General features: G+C 61.8%; 17 protein-coding genes. 12 read left to right on the forward strand and 5 right to left on the reverse strand.

Translation table 11 applies throughout. The features are described from left to right. Nucleotides 1–5: 5 nt before the first annotated feature. Nucleotides 6–878, reverse strand: a complete 873-nt coding sequence (locus tag KMZ29_RS12955) for an arsenate reductase/protein-tyrosine-phosphatase family protein (protein ID WP_215623995.1) — start codon at nucleotides 876–878, stop codon at nucleotides 6–8. Nucleotides 879–1,138: 260 nt separating this feature from the next. Here KMZ29_RS12955 and arsB point away from each other — a divergent pair, with 260 nt between their 5' ends. The 3 genes from arsB (at nucleotide 1,139) to KMZ29_RS12970 (ending at nucleotide 3,183) form a co-directional block, all read left to right on the forward strand. Next, nucleotides 1,139–2,197 (forward strand): ACR3 family arsenite efflux transporter, encoded by a 1,059-nt coding sequence (arsB, locus tag KMZ29_RS12960; RefSeq protein ID WP_215623996.1) that lies wholly within the window; start codon nucleotides 1,139–1,141, stop codon nucleotides 2,195–2,197. Further along, nucleotides 2,194–2,601: an arsenate reductase (glutaredoxin) gene (arsC, locus tag KMZ29_RS12965; RefSeq protein WP_215623997.1), complete on the forward strand. Its 408-nt coding sequence runs from the start codon at nucleotides 2,194–2,196 to the stop codon at nucleotides 2,599–2,601. The genes arsB and arsC overlap by 4 nt, the downstream gene beginning before the upstream one ends. A gap of 147 nt (nucleotides 2,602–2,748) precedes the next feature. After that, entirely contained in the window at nucleotides 2,749–3,183 is a 435-nt protein-coding gene (locus KMZ29_RS12970; protein ID WP_215623998.1) for a universal stress protein, read from the forward strand. Nucleotides 3,184–3,203: 20 nt separating this feature from the next. On the opposite strand, the gene KMZ29_RS12975 is transcribed toward KMZ29_RS12970, so the two are convergent. Then, the gene (locus KMZ29_RS12975; protein ID WP_369810105.1) at nucleotides 3,204–4,451 is read right to left on the reverse strand and encodes an MFS transporter; all 1,248 of its coding nucleotides are present in this window, start codon (nucleotides 4,449–4,451) and stop codon (nucleotides 3,204–3,206) included. A 149-nt stretch (nucleotides 4,452–4,600) separates the two neighbouring features. Here KMZ29_RS12975 and KMZ29_RS12980 point away from each other — a divergent pair, with 149 nt between their 5' ends. The 4 genes from KMZ29_RS12980 to KMZ29_RS12995 all read left to right on the forward strand — a co-directional run bounded on the left by KMZ29_RS12980 (nucleotide 4,601) and on the right by KMZ29_RS12995 (nucleotide 8,129). Continuing rightward, nucleotides 4,601–5,983 (forward strand): Nramp family divalent metal transporter, encoded by a 1,383-nt coding sequence (locus KMZ29_RS12980; RefSeq protein WP_215623999.1) that lies wholly within the window; start codon nucleotides 4,601–4,603, stop codon nucleotides 5,981–5,983. A gap of 183 nt (nucleotides 5,984–6,166) precedes the next feature. Beyond that, on the forward strand, nucleotides 6,167–6,727 hold the full coding sequence (locus KMZ29_RS12985; protein ID WP_215624000.1) for a carboxymuconolactone decarboxylase family protein: 561 nt from the start codon (nucleotides 6,167–6,169) through the stop codon (nucleotides 6,725–6,727). Between the two features lies 1 nt (nucleotide 6,728). Further along, entirely contained in the window at nucleotides 6,729–7,586 is an 858-nt protein-coding gene (locus tag KMZ29_RS12990) for an SDR family NAD(P)-dependent oxidoreductase (protein ID WP_215624001.1), read from the forward strand. Between the two features lie 12 nt (nucleotides 7,587–7,598). Next, on the forward strand, nucleotides 7,599–8,129 hold the full coding sequence (locus KMZ29_RS12995) for a VOC family protein (protein ID WP_215624002.1): 531 nt from the start codon (nucleotides 7,599–7,601) through the stop codon (nucleotides 8,127–8,129). An 88-nt stretch (nucleotides 8,130–8,217) separates the two neighbouring features. On the opposite strand, the gene KMZ29_RS13000 is transcribed toward KMZ29_RS12995, so the two are convergent. The 3 genes from KMZ29_RS13000 to hemB form a co-directional block, all read right to left on the reverse strand. Beyond that, nucleotides 8,218–8,994 carry an arginyltransferase gene (locus KMZ29_RS13000; RefSeq protein WP_215624003.1) on the reverse strand — a complete coding sequence of 259 codons (777 nt, stop codon included), beginning with the start codon at nucleotides 8,992–8,994 and terminating at the stop codon, nucleotides 8,218–8,220. Nucleotides 8,995–9,163: 169 nt separating this feature from the next. Continuing rightward, on the reverse strand, nucleotides 9,164–9,730 hold the full coding sequence (locus tag KMZ29_RS13005; RefSeq protein WP_215624004.1) for an RDD family protein: 567 nt from the start codon (nucleotides 9,728–9,730) through the stop codon (nucleotides 9,164–9,166). A 169-nt stretch (nucleotides 9,731–9,899) separates the two neighbouring features. Continuing rightward, entirely contained in the window at nucleotides 9,900–10,958 is a 1,059-nt protein-coding gene (gene hemB, locus KMZ29_RS13010) for a porphobilinogen synthase (protein ID WP_215624005.1), read from the reverse strand. A 211-nt stretch (nucleotides 10,959–11,169) separates the two neighbouring features. On the opposite strand from hemB, the gene KMZ29_RS13015 reads away from it, so the two are divergent. The 5 genes from KMZ29_RS13015 to KMZ29_RS13035 all read left to right on the forward strand — a co-directional run bounded on the left by KMZ29_RS13015 (nucleotide 11,170) and on the right by KMZ29_RS13035 (nucleotide 14,953). Continuing rightward, nucleotides 11,170–11,631, forward strand: a complete 462-nt coding sequence (locus KMZ29_RS13015; protein ID WP_215624006.1) for a DUF6163 family protein — start codon at nucleotides 11,170–11,172, stop codon at nucleotides 11,629–11,631. Between the two features lie 411 nt (nucleotides 11,632–12,042). After that, nucleotides 12,043–12,558, forward strand: a complete 516-nt coding sequence (gene ldtR / locus KMZ29_RS13020; RefSeq protein ID WP_215606401.1) for a transcriptional regulator LdtR — start codon at nucleotides 12,043–12,045, stop codon at nucleotides 12,556–12,558. A 205-nt stretch (nucleotides 12,559–12,763) separates the two neighbouring features. Further along, nucleotides 12,764–12,988, forward strand: coding sequence for a hypothetical protein (locus tag KMZ29_RS13025; RefSeq protein WP_215624007.1), 225 nt, complete (start codon nucleotides 12,764–12,766; stop codon nucleotides 12,986–12,988). Nucleotides 12,989–13,008: 20 nt separating this feature from the next. Then, the gene (locus KMZ29_RS13030; RefSeq protein ID WP_215624249.1) at nucleotides 13,009–13,230 is read left to right on the forward strand and encodes a hypothetical protein; all 222 of its coding nucleotides are present in this window, start codon (nucleotides 13,009–13,011) and stop codon (nucleotides 13,228–13,230) included. Between the two features lie 172 nt (nucleotides 13,231–13,402). Beyond that, entirely contained in the window at nucleotides 13,403–14,953 is a 1,551-nt protein-coding gene (locus KMZ29_RS13035; protein WP_215624008.1) for an anti-phage dCTP deaminase, read from the forward strand. The last annotated feature ends 226 nt before the right edge of the window (nucleotides 14,954–15,179 follow it).

The following is a 15,179-nucleotide window of genomic DNA, read 5'->3' on the forward strand; positions in this document are numbered from 1 at the left end:
TTCCTTTAGGGGGATACGCGTGTGGTATCGCCGATCTCGTCGAGGCGGGCCTTGATCGCCATGCGGCCCAGCGAATCGAACGGGAGGCTCGTGAAGATCTCGATACGGCGCCGGATCATCGCGTAGAGCTCATTCAGAAGCGTGGTCCGCTCGGTCGGCGATCCCTTGAACTGTGCCGGGTCGGGGAGCGGCCAGGCGCCGCTGACGAACTGAGCCCCGAGATCCGGACAAAACTGGCCATTGGGGGCATCGCAAAGCGCGATGATGAAGTCCATCCGGGGAGCGTCCGGTCCCTTGAACTCGTCCCATGACTTGGAATGCAGGCGTGACACGTCGTGTCCGAGCGCTTTCAGCCGGTCGATCACTTCCGGAACGGGCTCGCGGGCCGGCTCCGATCCGGCAGAATAGGCCCGGAAGCGGCCACGGCCGATCTTCTCGAGCAGGGCTTCGGCGATGATCGAGCGGGCGGAATTCTGGGTGCAGAGGAAGAGGACGTTGAACGCCGGCGTCATGAACTTGTCTGTCGGTCCGGCGGCGATGGCCTCCGGCCGCAGATCGAAAGCATCCCCACACAGTTCCGGACGGCCGTTGCAGCAGTCCCGCGAGAGGAAATCGAGCAAGCCTCGAAAGCCGTTGACATCAGCCCTGTAGTTCATCGAGCGGCCGTCCTTCTCGACGGAAACCAGGCCCGCACGGTTCAGGATGCCGAGGTGCGTCGACATCGTGTTGTGCGGCACCTCGCAAAGCCGAGCGATCTCGCCGGCAGGCAGGCTTTCCGGATGGACTGCAAGCAGATGACGAACCGCCGCGAGGCGGGTCTGTTGCGCAAGCGATCCAAAGCCTTCTATGGCACTCGCTTCCCGATTGTTTTCGTTCATGGGCTTCCCGCAAGGATGAGAATCTCAGTATCGTGTCCGCATTTATCGACACACTTTATGACGGGCGGATGAAATTCGCCGAAAAACCTACGATACGGAGGCCAGTTCGCTGAAATTATCCATTCTATATGTCGAGAAATCAAGACATGTTATTGCGGGCGCAGCAGGTTTGCACTATCCACAAGCCATTACTTGGGCGCGGCTAAGCGATACAGGTGGGGAAAGGGCGCACCAAACGCGCCCGGAATGGCGTAACCGACATGAACCTGTTCGAACGTTATCTGTCGCTGTGGGTAGCGCTGTGCATCATCGCGGGCGTCGCGCTCGGGCATCTCCTGCCGGGTCTGTTTGCAGCCATTGCCGGCGCCGAGATCGCGCGGGTCAATCTGCCGGTGGCCGCGCTGGTCTGGCTGATGATCATTCCGATGCTGCTGAAGATCGACTTCGGCGCGCTCGGCCAGGTGCGCGAGCACTGGCGCGGCGTCGGCGTCACGTTGTTCATCAACTGGGCGGTAAAACCGTTCTCGATGGCGCTCCTGGGCTCGCTGTTCATCGGCCACCTGTTCGCGCCCCTGCTGCCGTCGGCGCAGATTCCGTCCTATATCGCAGGCCTCATCCTGCTGGCGGCGGCGCCTTGCACGGCGATGGTGTTCGTGTGGTCGAACCTGTGCGAGGGCGAGCCGCATTACACCTTGAGCCAGGTCGCGCTGAACGACGTCATCATGGTGTTCGCGTTTGCGCCGCTGGTCGGCCTGCTGCTCGGCGTCGCCTCGATCACGGTGCCCTGGGCGACCCTGCTGATCTCGGTGCTGCTCTATATCGTGGTGCCTGTGATCGTCGCGCAAGCGTGGCGGCGGGCGCTACTTGCCAGCGGACCGGCGGCATTGGCGCGGACCCAGCATGTGCTGCAGCCGGTGTCGCTGGTGGCGCTCCTGACCACGCTGGTGCTGCTGTTCGGTTTCCAGGGTGAACAGATCATTGCGCAGCCGCTGGTGATCGTGCTCCTGGCCGTGCCGATCGTGATCCAGGTCTATCTCAATGCCGGGCTGGCCTATTGGCTGAGCCGGCGTTTTGGCGTGGCCTGGTGTGTTGCCGCGCCGGCAGCCCTGATCGGCGCCAGCAACTTCTTCGAACTCGCGGTCGCCGCCGCCATCAGCCTGTTCGGCCTCAATTCCGGCGCGGCGCTGGCGACCGTGGTCGGCGTGCTGGTCGAGGTGCCCGTGATGCTCTCGGTGGTCTATCTGGTGAAGGCGTCGCGCGGCTGGTACGAGGCAGGCGCCGGGACTGCCGAAACGGCCGGCAAGGAAGCGCGCACTTGAGCGTCACGATCTATCACAATCCGGCCTGCGGCACCTCGCGCAACGCGCTGGCGATGATCCGGCAAAGCGGCGAGGAGCCCGAGGTCATCGAATACCTGAAGAATCCGCCGGATCGCGCGCGGCTGATCGAGCTAATCAAGGCGATGGGAATTCCGGTCCGGGCGCTGCTGCGCGAGAAGGGCACGCCCTATGCGGAACTCGGGCTCGGCGATCCCAAATGGAGCGACGACGAACTGATCAATTTCATGCTGGCTCATCCGATCCTGATCAACCGGCCGATCGTGGTGACGCCGAAAGGCACAAGACTGTGCCGGCCGTCGGAAACGGTGCTCGATCTGCTCGACCATCCCGTCGGCTCGTTCGTGAAAGAGGACGGCGAGGTCGTCACATCAGCGAAATCGTAATGGCTCGCCGGCCTTCGTCCGTCGAATAGCGCTATCTCGCGACCTGAGATCCCGCGGCCCTGCCGGGCCTGCCGTTGATTCATATCAATGCGTGCAGCCTCGATCCTGATTCAAGTCTACGCAAAATGCGGGGATGAGGCGCGCAGCATGTACAAGCACATTTTGCTTCCGACGGATGGCTCGGATTTGTCGAAGGCTGCGGTGAAGCACGGCATCGAGCTGGCGAAAACCATCGGCGCCAGGGTGACTGCGCTGGTGGTATCGACGCCGCTCAATTCCCTCGTCGTCGATCCCAGCGTCGTCTCAACCGCGCTGGATCAATACAAGGCGCTGGTCGCTTCGCAGACCGCCAAATATCTCGACAACATCAAAAACAGCGCCGTCGAGGCTGGCGTCGAGTGCAGCGCGTTGTGCATCGAGCACGACAAGCCGTACGAGGCGATCGTCGACACCGCGAAGAAACAAGGTTGCGATCTCGTGGTCATGGCCTCACACGGTCTGCGCGGCGTTTCGGCAATCCTCGGCAGCGAAACCCTGAAGGTGCTGACCCACACCTCGGTCCCGATCCTGGTCTACCGCTAGGCCATGGTCCGGCAGGCCGGCTATGCCTGCGACGGCTCGCCGACCATCTCCGGCTGCCGCGCCAGTGAGACCGCGGGCGACAGCAGGATCACCAGCGCCTGCGCGCCGAAGATGATGGAGGCCAGATAGAGGCAGGCCTCGGCGCCATAAAATCCGCCGACGATGGCGCCGAGCGCGGAGCCGAGCGGGCGCGCGCCGTAGCTCATGATGTTGATCGCCGAGACCCGGCCGAGCAGGGAGGGCGGCGTCACCGATTGCCGCAAGGTGGTGGTTGAGATCACCCACAGGATCGGGCCGGCGCCGAGCAGGAAGAAGCTCGAGCCGGCAAGCCATGGCGAGGGAATGACCGTCGTCAACGCCATCACACCGGCGGCGATGAAGCCGGTGACCGGACCCAATCCAATCACGGTGCCGAAGGCGAGGCGCCGCATCAGGCGTGTTGCGAGCAGCGCGCCGGCCACCATGCCGACGCCGTACATCCCGAGCGTGACGCCGACGCCAGTCGCCGACAGTCCGAGACGGCGCACCGCATAGGGCACGAACACCGCCAGCAGCAGGAACGAGGCGGTGTTGAAGATGAACTGGGTGATGAACACCGGCCGCAGCAGCGGATGATGCAGCACGAACGCGGCGCCTTCCCGGATATCCTGCAGCGGATGTCGGCGCGGGGCCGGCGCACGCAGCGGCTCATAGATGCCCGACAGCAGCACCACCGCGATCACCGACAGCGCCGCGGCGAAACCGAAGGCCGGCGCGGCGCCGAGCCAGCCCACCAGCACGCCGCCCAGCGCCGGGCCGCCGGCGAACGCGATGGTGCGCGCAAGCTCGATCCGCGCATTGGCGGCGGGCAACAGTTGCGGCGTCACCAGCGACGGCACCAATGCCGGCGCCGCGACGCTGTAGGTGACGGTGCCGCATACCGCGACGAAGCCGAGCAGGGAGAGCAGGGGCAGCGACAGCAGGTCGAGCCAGATCAGCAGGAGGATTGCGAACAGCGCTGCCGCGCGCAATCCTTCCGCGCCCGCCATCAGCCAGCGCCGCGAGATCCGGTCGGCGAGGAGGCCGGCGGGAATCGCGAACAGGATGAAGGGCAAGGTCAGCGCGGTCTGCAGCGCCCCGGTCCGGCCTTCGCCGACGCCGAGTAGCAGCACCGCGACGATCGGTGCGGCGGCCAGTGCGATCTGCTCGGCCGACTGCGCGGCGAGATTGGACCAGGCCAGCCGGTTGAAGGTCTTGGGCAGGCGGAGGGCTCGGTTGATCGCGATCATGGCGTGATTCCCTGGCAGTCGGTAGGCTTGCACTGTCCGGCTCAAGGGACGGTGGGGACACCCGTTTCCCGACTGACCTCCGGAAGAGGTGACCTAGATGCAGTTGCAAATGAGTTGCATTAAGATCGATTATCGGCCATCCTTCCGAAATGGACGCAAGATCACCCGCTTTGACGCCTGATTCCCTGCCCAATGACACGCCTGATGCCTCAGGTTGGCGTGCCGACGCTTCGGCCGGCGTCCAGCACAGCCTGCCCGAGGTCTATGGGACCATTTTGGTTCCCTTCCGTGGACATTGGGTCCGCCGGCTGCTGGCCTTTGCCGGCCCCGGTTATTTGGTCTCGGTTGGCTACATGGACCCCGGCAACTGGGCGACCGACCTCGCGGGCGGGTCGAAGTTTGGCTACACGCTGCTGTCGGTCATCCTGCTCTCGAATCTGATGGCGATCCTGCTGCAGGCACTCGCCGCGCGGCTCGGCATCGTCACCGACCGCGATCTGGCGCAGGCCTGCCGCGCCACCTATTCGCGGCCGGTCAACTTCATGCTGTGGCTGGCCTGCGAGGCCGCGATCATCGCCTGCGATCTCGCCGAGGTGATCGGCACCGCGATCGCCCTGAAATTGCTGTTCGGCATTCCCCTGGTCGGCGGCGCGCTGATTGCAGCCCTCGACGCCTTCCTGCTGCTGCTTCTGATGAACAAGGGCTTTCGCTTCCTCGAAGCCTTCGTGATCGCGCTTCTGATCGTCATCGCGGTCTGCTTTGTGGTCCAGATCACGGCCGCCGCGCCGCCGGTCGCCGCGATGCTGCGCGGCTTCGCGCCGTCCACCGAGATCTTCACCAATCCCGAGATGCTCTACATCGCCATCGGCATCATCGGGGCGACCGTGATGCCGCATAATCTCTATCTGCACTCCTCGATCGTGCAGACCCGCGCCTATGAACGGTCAGACGAAGGCCGCCGCGACGCGATCAAATGGGCCACGACGGACTCCACGATCGCGCTGATGCTGGCCTTGTTCATCAACGCCGCGATTCTGGTGGTGGCGGCCGCGACCTTCCACAAGAGCGGGCACTCCGACGTCGCCGAAATCGGCCAGGCTTACGAATTGCTGTCGCCGCTGCTCGGTCTCGGCATCGCATCGACGCTGTTTGCAGTGGCGCTGCTCGCCTCCGGCCTCAACTCGACCGTGACAGCGACGCTGGCGGGCCAGATTGTGATGGAAGGTTTTCTCCACCTGCGGCTGCCAAGCTGGGCGCGGCGGCTCTTGACCCGCGGCATCGCCATCGTCCCGGTCATCATTGTCACCGCGCTCTATGGCGAGCGCGGCACCGGGCAGCTTCTGGTGTTCAGCCAGGTCGTGCTGTCGATGCAGTTGCCGTTCGCCGTCATTCCCCTGGTGCGGTTCGTCTCCGACCGGCGCAAGATGGGGAAGTTTGCAGTCTCCAAGCCGGTTGCCGCAGTGGCGTGGATCGTTGCCGGCATCATCGTCACCCTGAACCTCAAGCTGCTGTTCGAGACGTTCTTCGGGTGAGGCCTGACGCACGCCGCTGTCGCCGCCCGGCAAGAGCGCGAAGCGCGCCTTCACGCTAGAAACGCGAGATCCGGGGCGGGGCACGACGCTTGCCGCGCGCCTGGGCCGACAATTTGGCCTGATCTTCTTCCGCGGCATCTGCTATTCCTCCAAAAAGAAACACAAGAACCAAGGGAGAGAAGCGTGGCAAGGTTGCCCCTGATTGATCCGGAGACGACGACGGGCGATATCCGCGCCTCCTTCGACCGGATGCCGGTGAAGCTGAACATCTTTCGCATGATGGCCCACGCCGAAGCCAACATGATCCCGGCGATGCGGCTCGGCAATTCCATCCTGCATCGCCAGAAGCTCAGCGCCGTCAACCGTGAATTGCTGATCCTGCAGGTCGCGCAGCTCGAAGGCGGCGCCTATGAGTGGCGCCAGCACGTGCCGATCGCGCTCGGCGTCGGCGTCACGCAGCGCCAGGTCGATGGCCTCGAGCGCGGCGACTACGGCGGCGAGGCCTTCAATGCGGCGGAGCGCGCGCTGCTGGCCTTTGGCCGCGAGGTCACCCGGAATGTTCGCGTAGCGGAGCCGGTGTTTGCCGATATGCGCGAGCATTTCAGCGAGCAGGAAACCGTCGAGGCGATCGTCGCCATCGGATTCTACATGATGATGGCCCGGCTCACCGAAGCGACCGAGACCGATCTCGATCCCGCCGCCGGCATGCGCGTCTACGACGGCGGCAAGCCGCGGAGCAACTGAAGTGTCCGACGCACCATCGCCGACCGGCGCGAAGCCGGAACCCTATGTCCGTCCGCTGAGTGCGGAATCCTCGGGCAGCGCTCCCGGCAAGGGGCGGCTGAAGGGACGCCGCGTGCTGGTGGTCGGCGGCGGCCAGCGGACGTTCGATGCCGCGACCGACCCGATCGGCAACGGCCGGGCGATGAGTCTGTTGTTCGCGCGCGAGGGCGCAGAGGTCGCCGTCGCCGACCTCGATCTCGCTTCGGCCGAGGACACCGTCGGCCGGATCAAGGCAGAGGGTGGCCGCGCCTTTGCGATTGCTGCCGATGTTACGCTCGAATCCGATGTGCGGCGCATGATCGACGAGGCGCAGCGGACCATGGGCGGCCTCGACGGCATGGTTTTGAACGTCGGGACCTTCGGCAAGACCGGGCTCGACGGCGTCAGCGCCGAGGAATGGAACAATATCTACGACGTCAATGTGCGCGGGCCGATGCTGGCATGCCGCGAAGCCCTGCCCAAATTCGAGAACGGCGGCTCGATCGTCTTCATCTCCTCGATCGCCGCATTGCGGGCCGGTTCGCAGATGCCGGTCTATGATTCCTCGAAGGCCGCCCTCGGCGGACTGATGCGCAACATCGCCCATGTCGGCGCGCGGCGCGGCATCCGCGTCAATCTGCTCTATCCGGGCCTGGTCGACACGCCGAATGGACGCACGGCCGGCGCCGGGCGGCCCTCGCGCGGCAAGGGACATGTGCCGTTCGGCCGCCAGGCGACCGCGTGGGAAGTGGCCTATGCGGTGCTCTTCTTCATGTCGGAGGAAAGCGTCTACGTCACCGCGCAGACGCTCGCCGTCGACAGCGGCCTGAGCGGAATGTAACGGAGGCTTTTCATGAGCGCGTTGTTCGGCAAGGTCTGCCAGAACGGCTATGTCGTTCGCGACATCGAAGCGGCGATGAAGTTCTGGACCGAGGTGATGCGCGTCGGGCCGTTCTTCTACATCCCCGACGTCAAGACCGAATGGTTCCGCTACAAGGGCGCCGATTCAGCGGTCGAGATGAGCATCGCGCTGGCCAATTCCGGCGACCTGCAGATCGAACTGATCCAGCAGCGCAACGACGCGCCGTCGATGTATCTCGATCATCTGAAGCAGCACGGCGAAGGCCTGCAACACATGTCCTATTGGACCAATGATTATCAGGCGCTCTACGACCGGGCGATCGCTGAAGGTTTCGTGGTCGGCCATGAGGGCCAGATCGGCGGCCCCAAGGGCCGGTTCGCCTATTTCGAGACTTCAGGACACGCCGGAACCGTGGTCGAGATCTCCGACATCAGCGGCGGCAAGGGGCGCTTCTTCGGCCACATCCGGAAAGCCGCCGAGAACTGGGACGGCAGCGACCCGGTGCGGGTGATCGGGAATTAGGTTGGGCCGAGGAAGACGCGAATAGCGATTGGCGAGTAGCGAATGAAGGTTTCTCTATTCGCTATTCGCCACTCCCTATTCGCTCGTCTCAATCCTGCGGTTCGGACAGCACTTCGCCCGAAGCGTCGATGCGCAGCCAGCCGGAGGGGGCGAGGCGCTGCTGCGGCAGGAAGCGGCCCTTGTAGTCCATCTTCTTCGAGCCTTCGATCCAGTAGCCGAGATAGACGTAGGGCAGGCCGAGCCTTCGGGCGCGGATGATGTGGTCGAGGATCATGTAGGTGCCGAGCGAGCGGCTTTCCTCTGACGGTTCGAAGAACGAATACACCATCGACAGCCCGTCGCTGAGCACGTCCGTCAGCGCCACCGCCACCAGTTCCTCGGCGCGGCCGGTAATGCCGGTGTCGACGCCGCGCTTGCGGTATTCGATGACGCGGGTCTCGACGTGGCTGTCCTCCACCATCATCGCGTAGTCGAGCACGGTCATGTCGGCCATGCCGCCATGGCGGTGCCGCGCGTCGAGATAGGCGCGAAACACCGAATATTGCTCCGAGGTCGGCACCGCGCTGCGCTGCTCGCCCACGATGTCGGCGTTGCGGGCCATGATCTTGCGGAAATTGCGAGAGATGCGGAATTCGTTGGCGATGACGCGGACGGAAACGCAGGCGCGGCACTGGTCGCAGGCCGGCCGGTAGGCGATCGACTGGCTGCGCCGGAAGCCGCCATGGGTCAGGAGGTCGTTGAGGTCGCCGGCCTTGTCGCCGACGAGGTGCGTGAACACCTTGCGTTCGTGCCGGCCCGGCAGATAGGGGCAGGGCGAGGGCGCGGTCAGGTAGAATTGCGGGGTGTCACGCGAGTGCTGGGTCACGTTTGGTCGTCAGGCCTCCGAACCATGGCGTTTTCGAGCGAAGTGGGTACCGGTTCGCGTGAAGAAAACGCCTCAAAAAACCACCAGAGCAGGTTCGGCCCCGATTCAGCAGGGCCGAACAGTTTCCAGCATCGCGCCACGGAGGCCGACGGTCAATCGGCTTGCCGGTTCAAAAAGTTCTTGCAGGCTGTGCCGTCTGGGTGCGGACCGAGCTGTTGATGACCACCGTTCCGAGCACGAAATCGTGCAGCAGCCGGCAGCGGCCGTTGAACAGGCCGACCAGCAGGATCAGCGGGGTCAGGAACGAGATCGACACCCAGAACAACACCGCATGCATGGCGCCGAGCACGAAATAACCGGATGCCCCGTACCAGGTGCGCAGCTCCAGATCCATCACGCGCATGCCCAGGGTAGCCGAATGCGGTCCGCCCAGCGACGCGCCGTAATAGACCACCGCCCAGACCACAGTGGCCGGCCAGGCCAGCCAGAACAACGCCCAGCCCAGCCCCAGCGTGATCAGGCCGAACACCGCGATGAAGAGGTAACCGAGGATCACCGGGACCGCGATCACGACGACGTCGATCAGGAACGCGAACACCCGCCGCGTCGGCACCCCGCGAAACAACTCCGGCTGCAGCACCGGATCGAACGCATGCGGCTGCACCCCGCCGTCGTTGCGCCAGGCGCCGCCGGCATTACCTGCGCCGCCAGTGTTACCCGAATCGCCATAAGACATGGTCAGTCCTCCAGACCGTGCATTCCCGGGACAGGACATGGGAACCGGCTGCGCGGGTGCAAGAGCTCGGCGCACATTAACAAGCGGCAATCTTCCAGAGGCGAATGGCGAATGCGAATGGAGGTTCCCCTATTCGCTACTCGCCATTCGCCACTCACTATTCGCAGTCTTACCCCTCCGCCTTCAGCTTCTCCGCCGCCTGCGGCGCGAAGTAGGTCAAAATCCCGTCGGCGCCGGCGCGCTTGAAGCCGAGCAGGCTTTCCATCATCGCCCGTTCGCCGTCGATCCAGCCATTGCCGCTGGCAGCCGCGATCATCGCGTATTCGCCGGACACCTGGTAGACGAAGGTCGGCATCGCGAAAGTGTCTTTGACGCGCCGCACGATATCGAGATAGGGCATTCCCGGCTTCACCATCACCATGTCGGCGCCTTCGGCGATGTCGAGTTCGACCTCGCGCAGCGCCTCGTCGGAATTGGCGCTGTCCATCTGGTAGGTGCGCTTGTCGCCGGTCAGCGTTTTGGCCGAGCCGATGGCGTCGCGGAACGGGCCGTAGAAGGCGGAGGCATATTTCGCCGCATAGGACATGATCTGCACGTCGAGGAAGCCGGCCTGGTCCAGGCCGTCGCGGATGGCGCCGACGCGGCCGTCCATCATGTCCGAGGGTGCGATGATGTCGCAGCCGGCTTCGGCCTGCACCAGCGCCTGCCGCACCAACACCGCTACGGTCTCGTCGTTGAGGATCTTGCCGTCCTCGATCAGCCCGTCATGGCCGTGGCTGGTGAAGGGATCGAGCGCGACGTCGCAGAGCACGCCGAGATCGGGAAACTCCTTCTTGATGGCGCGCACCGACCGGCAGACCAGATTGTCCGCATTGGTGGCCTCGGAGCCGAACTCGTCGCGCAAGGACGGTTCGGTATAGGGGAACAGCGCGATGCAGGGGATGTTCAGCTTCATGGCGCGCTCGGCGTCGCGCACCGCCTGATCGACGGTGAGGCGATCGACGCCGGGCATCGAGGCGACCGGGGTGCGCTTGTTGTGGCCGTCGACCACGAACAGCGGCCAGATCAGGTCATCCGCGGTCAGCACGTTTTCCCGCACCAAGCGGCGCGCCCATTCGCTCTTGCGATTGCGGCGCGGGCGGATCACGAGGTCGAGCGAGGGGGCGAGGGCGGTCTTTTGCCGCGGCGCGTCGCGCATTTCGATCGGACGGCCGAATTTGATCGCCATGGTATTGTCACTCCTGGGGCGGCAGACTGGATTGGAACAATTGCAATCTTAGCATCTTGCATAGCAGGCGTCATTGGCATCTTGACCTGCCGCAAATCGCCCGCCGCAGGCCTGCCGGATTGATTTTGCCGCGCCGAGGGGCCAAGAGTCTTCCAGTTTGGGACCAGTCGACTGATGAAAGCGCATTTTGCGATCATGAACGGCACTCCGCATGTCTGAAACCCCGGCGCGCGACCAGTCGCGCGACAATGCGATGTCGGTGGCGGCGATCTCGTCGGAGCGAATCGAATCCGACGAGAATGCGTGGACCCGGCGGCTGGTGTTTTTCCTGCGCATCATGGCCGTCGTTTCGGTGGCCAAGGGCCTCTACCACTGGGCCCAGGTCACGGGCTTCATCGGCGGCGAGGAAGAGGCGTTCGAAAACCAGCCGATGGCCTGGCAGGCCGCCACGGTTTATTTCGCCGTCATCGAACTCGTCGCCGCGGTCGGGCTGTGGCTGGCGACGCCATGGGGTGCCGTGGTGTGGCTCACCACCGTGGTGTCGATGGCAGTGATCGAACTGATGTTTCCGGGAATCTATGGCGGCAGCCTCACGGTGGTGGGGCTGGAAGCCCTGATGCTGGCCGCCTATCTCGCATTGGCGTGGATGGCGTCGCGCGAGCGGCCGCCATAGGGAAGTCCAGCGATAAGATAACGCCATTGTAGAGGACGCGCAGAAAAATCGCGTTCTCGGCAAAATCCACCTCCGGTCGCATCGAATTTTCCGGAACTTTTGCGGTAACTTTTCAGTCACCCTAACGCCGCGGTCACAGGTATTACGCAGGCGTTTCCAATTTGAACGATACTGTTCCCATATGCGACAGAGCGCGCCAACGAAGCGTGAACAGGGGCGTTCCACCGTTATCGAAAGGTTGCGAAAAGTCCTTATTTGGCGGGCTTAATCCGCGATTCACTGTCTTAAATTCATGATCTCTTTATTGTCTTATTTAAGCGGATCTTCAAACCGCCCCCTTAAGTTGTAGCTATCAGGCGGAACAAAAGTTTCGTCGAATAAGTCGCTAAAAACGACAACAGGGGAAGTGTCATGATCAAAGCCGTTGCAACGGCGGTGGAAACCGCTGACCGCGCTCCGGGACAAGCTCCGGTGCAGCCACTCTACCTCGAAGCATTGACTTTGGTGGAGCGGCTGCATCGCCGTCTGCTCGACGTCATCAAGGATGAATTCGATCGCCGCGGCCGCGCCGACATCAATTCGGTGCAGGCGCTCTTGCTCTACAACATCGGCGACAAGGAACTGACCGCGGGCGAGCTGCGCACGCGCGGTTACTACCTCGGCTCCAACGTTTCCTACAACCTGAAGAAGCTGGTCGAACTCGGCTTCCTCGATCATCAGCGCAGCCGCGTCGATCGCCGCTCGGTCCGCATCCGCCTCACCGCGCAGGGCCAGGAAATCCGCAAGATCGTCGATGCGCTCTATCAGAAGCACGTCAAGACCGTGGAACAGGTCGGCGGCATCTCCAACGAGGAGTTCGCGACCCTGAACAAGTCGCTGCACCGGCTCGAGCGGTTCTGGACTGACCAGATCCTGTATCGTCTCTGAGACTTGTTCGACTGCGAGATCAGGCCAAGCCGGCGTCTCAAAAGACCGGCGGCAACTAGACCAGAAACTTCCCCAAGCGCATCGGCCCGGGCCTTCCGGACCGGTGCGTTTTGTTTTTTCAGGGGTTTTTGCCCCTGCTAGGCGGCTTTCCCGAAAATGGAACTTTTGCACCGCGCCCGGCTTATCTCGTATCGGAGGACAAGCCATGCAGGTCGAGCGCGGATTGCAGGTGCTGAACGTCGAAGTGGTCGGCGACGCCTATTCCATCGCCGCGAACTATCTGCGCCGCACCGGCGCCATCGCCGACACGCTCGCCACCCATGAGCGGCTGCTCCAGATCATCGTACAGATGTTTGAGCGCGGTGAATTCAACCGCCTTCGCCTCGCCAACAGGGCCATCGCGAAGTTCGAAGCCACTGAGCCTGTCTGATGGATAGCGAAGAGGATCCCATGGAAGCCGTCATCGATCGCATCATGATGACCTACGATCTCCTGACGAACCGCACCGCCGCGGCCAGCGCCGAAGCGCGCGCCAAGGTGACGGACTATCTCACGACACTGATGGAAGCCGGCGAGAAGGATACGCATCGGCTGACGGTGTGCGGGCTGACCTATCTGCGCGAACTCGACGGATCGAGCGATCCGGTGAAGGCGGGGTTTACGGGGCTGTAAGGCGGAGCGCGCTGCCATAGTCTCCTTCGAGTCAAATCCCTCAGCCTACAGGAGATAGGAATATGATCCGGAGGGCTCGTCAGGGATGAGTGATAAAAGGGGGAATGTCGGCTTGTAAATGTCCCGACTTTGCTGTGAGGTTGTCGAACACGAGTCCTCAACCGGAAATTTCATGGCAATCCAGCGCCGACAACCTGCACTGTTCTCCGTAGATTCCGATGTCGATCTGTTAGACGTTGAGGATCGGAAAACCGACGAGCTTGTGCTTGGATTCGTGGGGCCAATTGGCTCGGGAATTTCTTACTGTGCGAAGATGTTCAGCGAAGTACTCAAGTCCCAATTTGGGTATGAGGGTAAGAGCCATAAGGTAAGCGGTATAATTAATCAGAATACGAAGGTATTGGGCGAACAGGTCGTGGCCCCGACTGATACTCGACGTACAGAAAAACTCCAACATTATGGAACGAGACTGCGGCAGACGTTCGGCAATACCTATTTAATCGAGAAGATTGTTGCGCAGATTAATCTCGATCGAGGCTCTTCAGAGAGCCTGCCGAAAGCACGCCGTCATTTTACGATTATCGATTCCATTAAGCACCCCGATGAAGTGAAGCGATTGCGAGAGGTTTATGGCGAGACTTTTTGGCTGATCGGAATATTCGCGCCGGATGAGGTGCGCAGAGGTCGCATAATCGCAGAGGGGCATAATGAGAATTATGTTGTTGAGATTTTTAAAAGAGACGAGGACGAAGGACTTAAATCTGGGCAACGTGTCAGAGACGCGATGTTCTTGGCCGATTTTTTTATTCGGAATGACGGCGACAACGACAAAAATTTGCGACGAACAGTCGATAGGTTCTTGGATGTGATGTTCGCAATTGGCGTCCAGACACCGACAAGGGACGAAAGTGCCATGTACGGTGCAACCTCTGCTGCCGCGGAGTCGGCATGTCTTTCTCGCCAAGTGGGCGCTGTGATAGCAAATACGGACGGCGATATCATTGGAATGGGAAACAATGATGTTCCCAAATTTGGAGGAGGCCTTTACTCTCAAGACGATGGCGACGGCGATCATCGTTGCTTCCAATGGCGTGGCAAGATTTGCCACAATGATTTCAGGAAGGAAGAGATATTATCTCGGATTGCGGTGGCTTTGGGAGAGGCGGGTATCTTCGATTCGAAAAGCGGAACTGTCGATCCAAAGAGGCAAGCCAAGGCGATCGATGTTTTGCATAGCTCGGATGTCAGGAACTTGATCGAATTTTCCCGGGCTGTTCACGCCGAGATGGAAGCGATAATCTCTGTCGCAAGAAATGGCAAAGCCGGGCTTATTGGCGGAACTCTTTATTCAACGACTTTCCCTTGTCATAGCTGCGCTCGGCACATCGTCGCTGCTGGAATTAAGAGGGTTATTTACATCGAGCCTTATACTAAGAGTTTAGCTCTGAATCTTCACGAAGATACGATTTCGATCCACGAATCGGATCATACGAAGAAGGTTGTATTCCTTCAGTATGAAGGTGTGGCGCCCCGAAACATGATTCGCCTTTTCAAAGATCGCGGTGACAGGAAAAAGGATGGCAAGCTATTGTTAACGAATCGGCTTGAGGCTAAGCCGGTGTCTCTCGCGCCCCTTGACGGTTTCGAAGCGCGCGAAAGGTTGGTTGTTGCTAGGCTTACCAAGATTGAGTCAGTGCAAGCTGCTGGAGGGACTAATGGGTGAGCGACGTGACGATCGTCAATTGCATCTTTCGCTTGAAACGCGACATGAAGCCCAGCCTAACAGGTCGGATGCCATCAAAAAGGATCGTCCGGTTGTTGATCTAAGTAGCGTTCGAACGTCGCGCCACGGAACCAATGTTTTGGAGCGTGTAATACGCGAAGGCTTTACTAGGAAAAAGTAACAGCCTTTTACAATTGCGCCGTTCGTGCCGCGAAGTGAATTTGGA

Source organism: Bradyrhizobium sediminis (genome assembly GCF_018736085.1).
GTDB classification, from domain to species: Bacteria; Pseudomonadota; Alphaproteobacteria; order Rhizobiales; family Xanthobacteraceae; genus Bradyrhizobium; species Bradyrhizobium sediminis.

What these genes read in the sequence shown, in the direction of transcription:
- KMZ29_RS12955 (WP_215623995.1), bottom strand. Translation starts at nt 878, where the DNA reads ATGAACGAAAACAATCGGGAAGCGAGTGCCATAGAAGGCTTTGGATCG.
- arsB (WP_215623996.1), top strand. Translation starts at nt 1,139, where the DNA reads ATGAACCTGTTCGAACGTTATCTGTCGCTGTGGGTAGCGCTGTGCATC.
- KMZ29_RS12970 (WP_215623998.1), top strand. Translation starts at nt 2,749, where the DNA reads ATGTACAAGCACATTTTGCTTCCGACGGATGGCTCGGATTTGTCGAAG.
- KMZ29_RS12975 (WP_369810105.1), bottom strand. Translation starts at nt 4,451, where the DNA reads ATGATCGCGATCAACCGAGCCCTCCGCCTGCCCAAGACCTTCAACCGG.
- KMZ29_RS12980 (WP_215623999.1), top strand. Translation starts at nt 4,601, where the DNA reads ATGGACGCAAGATCACCCGCTTTGACGCCTGATTCCCTGCCCAATGAC.
- KMZ29_RS12995 (WP_215624002.1), top strand. Translation starts at nt 7,599, where the DNA reads ATGAGCGCGTTGTTCGGCAAGGTCTGCCAGAACGGCTATGTCGTTCGC.
- KMZ29_RS13005 (WP_215624004.1), bottom strand. Translation starts at nt 9,730, where the DNA reads ATGTCTTATGGCGATTCGGGTAACACTGGCGGCGCAGGTAATGCCGGC.
- hemB (WP_215624005.1), bottom strand. Translation starts at nt 10,958, where the DNA reads ATGGCGATCAAATTCGGCCGTCCGATCGAAATGCGCGACGCGCCGCGG.
- KMZ29_RS13015 (WP_215624006.1), top strand. Translation starts at nt 11,170, where the DNA reads ATGTCTGAAACCCCGGCGCGCGACCAGTCGCGCGACAATGCGATGTCG.
- ldtR (WP_215606401.1), top strand. Translation starts at nt 12,043, where the DNA reads ATGATCAAAGCCGTTGCAACGGCGGTGGAAACCGCTGACCGCGCTCCG.
- KMZ29_RS13025 (WP_215624007.1), top strand. Translation starts at nt 12,764, where the DNA reads ATGCAGGTCGAGCGCGGATTGCAGGTGCTGAACGTCGAAGTGGTCGGC.
- KMZ29_RS13030 (WP_215624249.1), top strand. Translation starts at nt 13,009, where the DNA reads ATGGAAGCCGTCATCGATCGCATCATGATGACCTACGATCTCCTGACG.
- KMZ29_RS13035 (WP_215624008.1), top strand. Translation starts at nt 13,403, where the DNA reads ATGGCAATCCAGCGCCGACAACCTGCACTGTTCTCCGTAGATTCCGAT.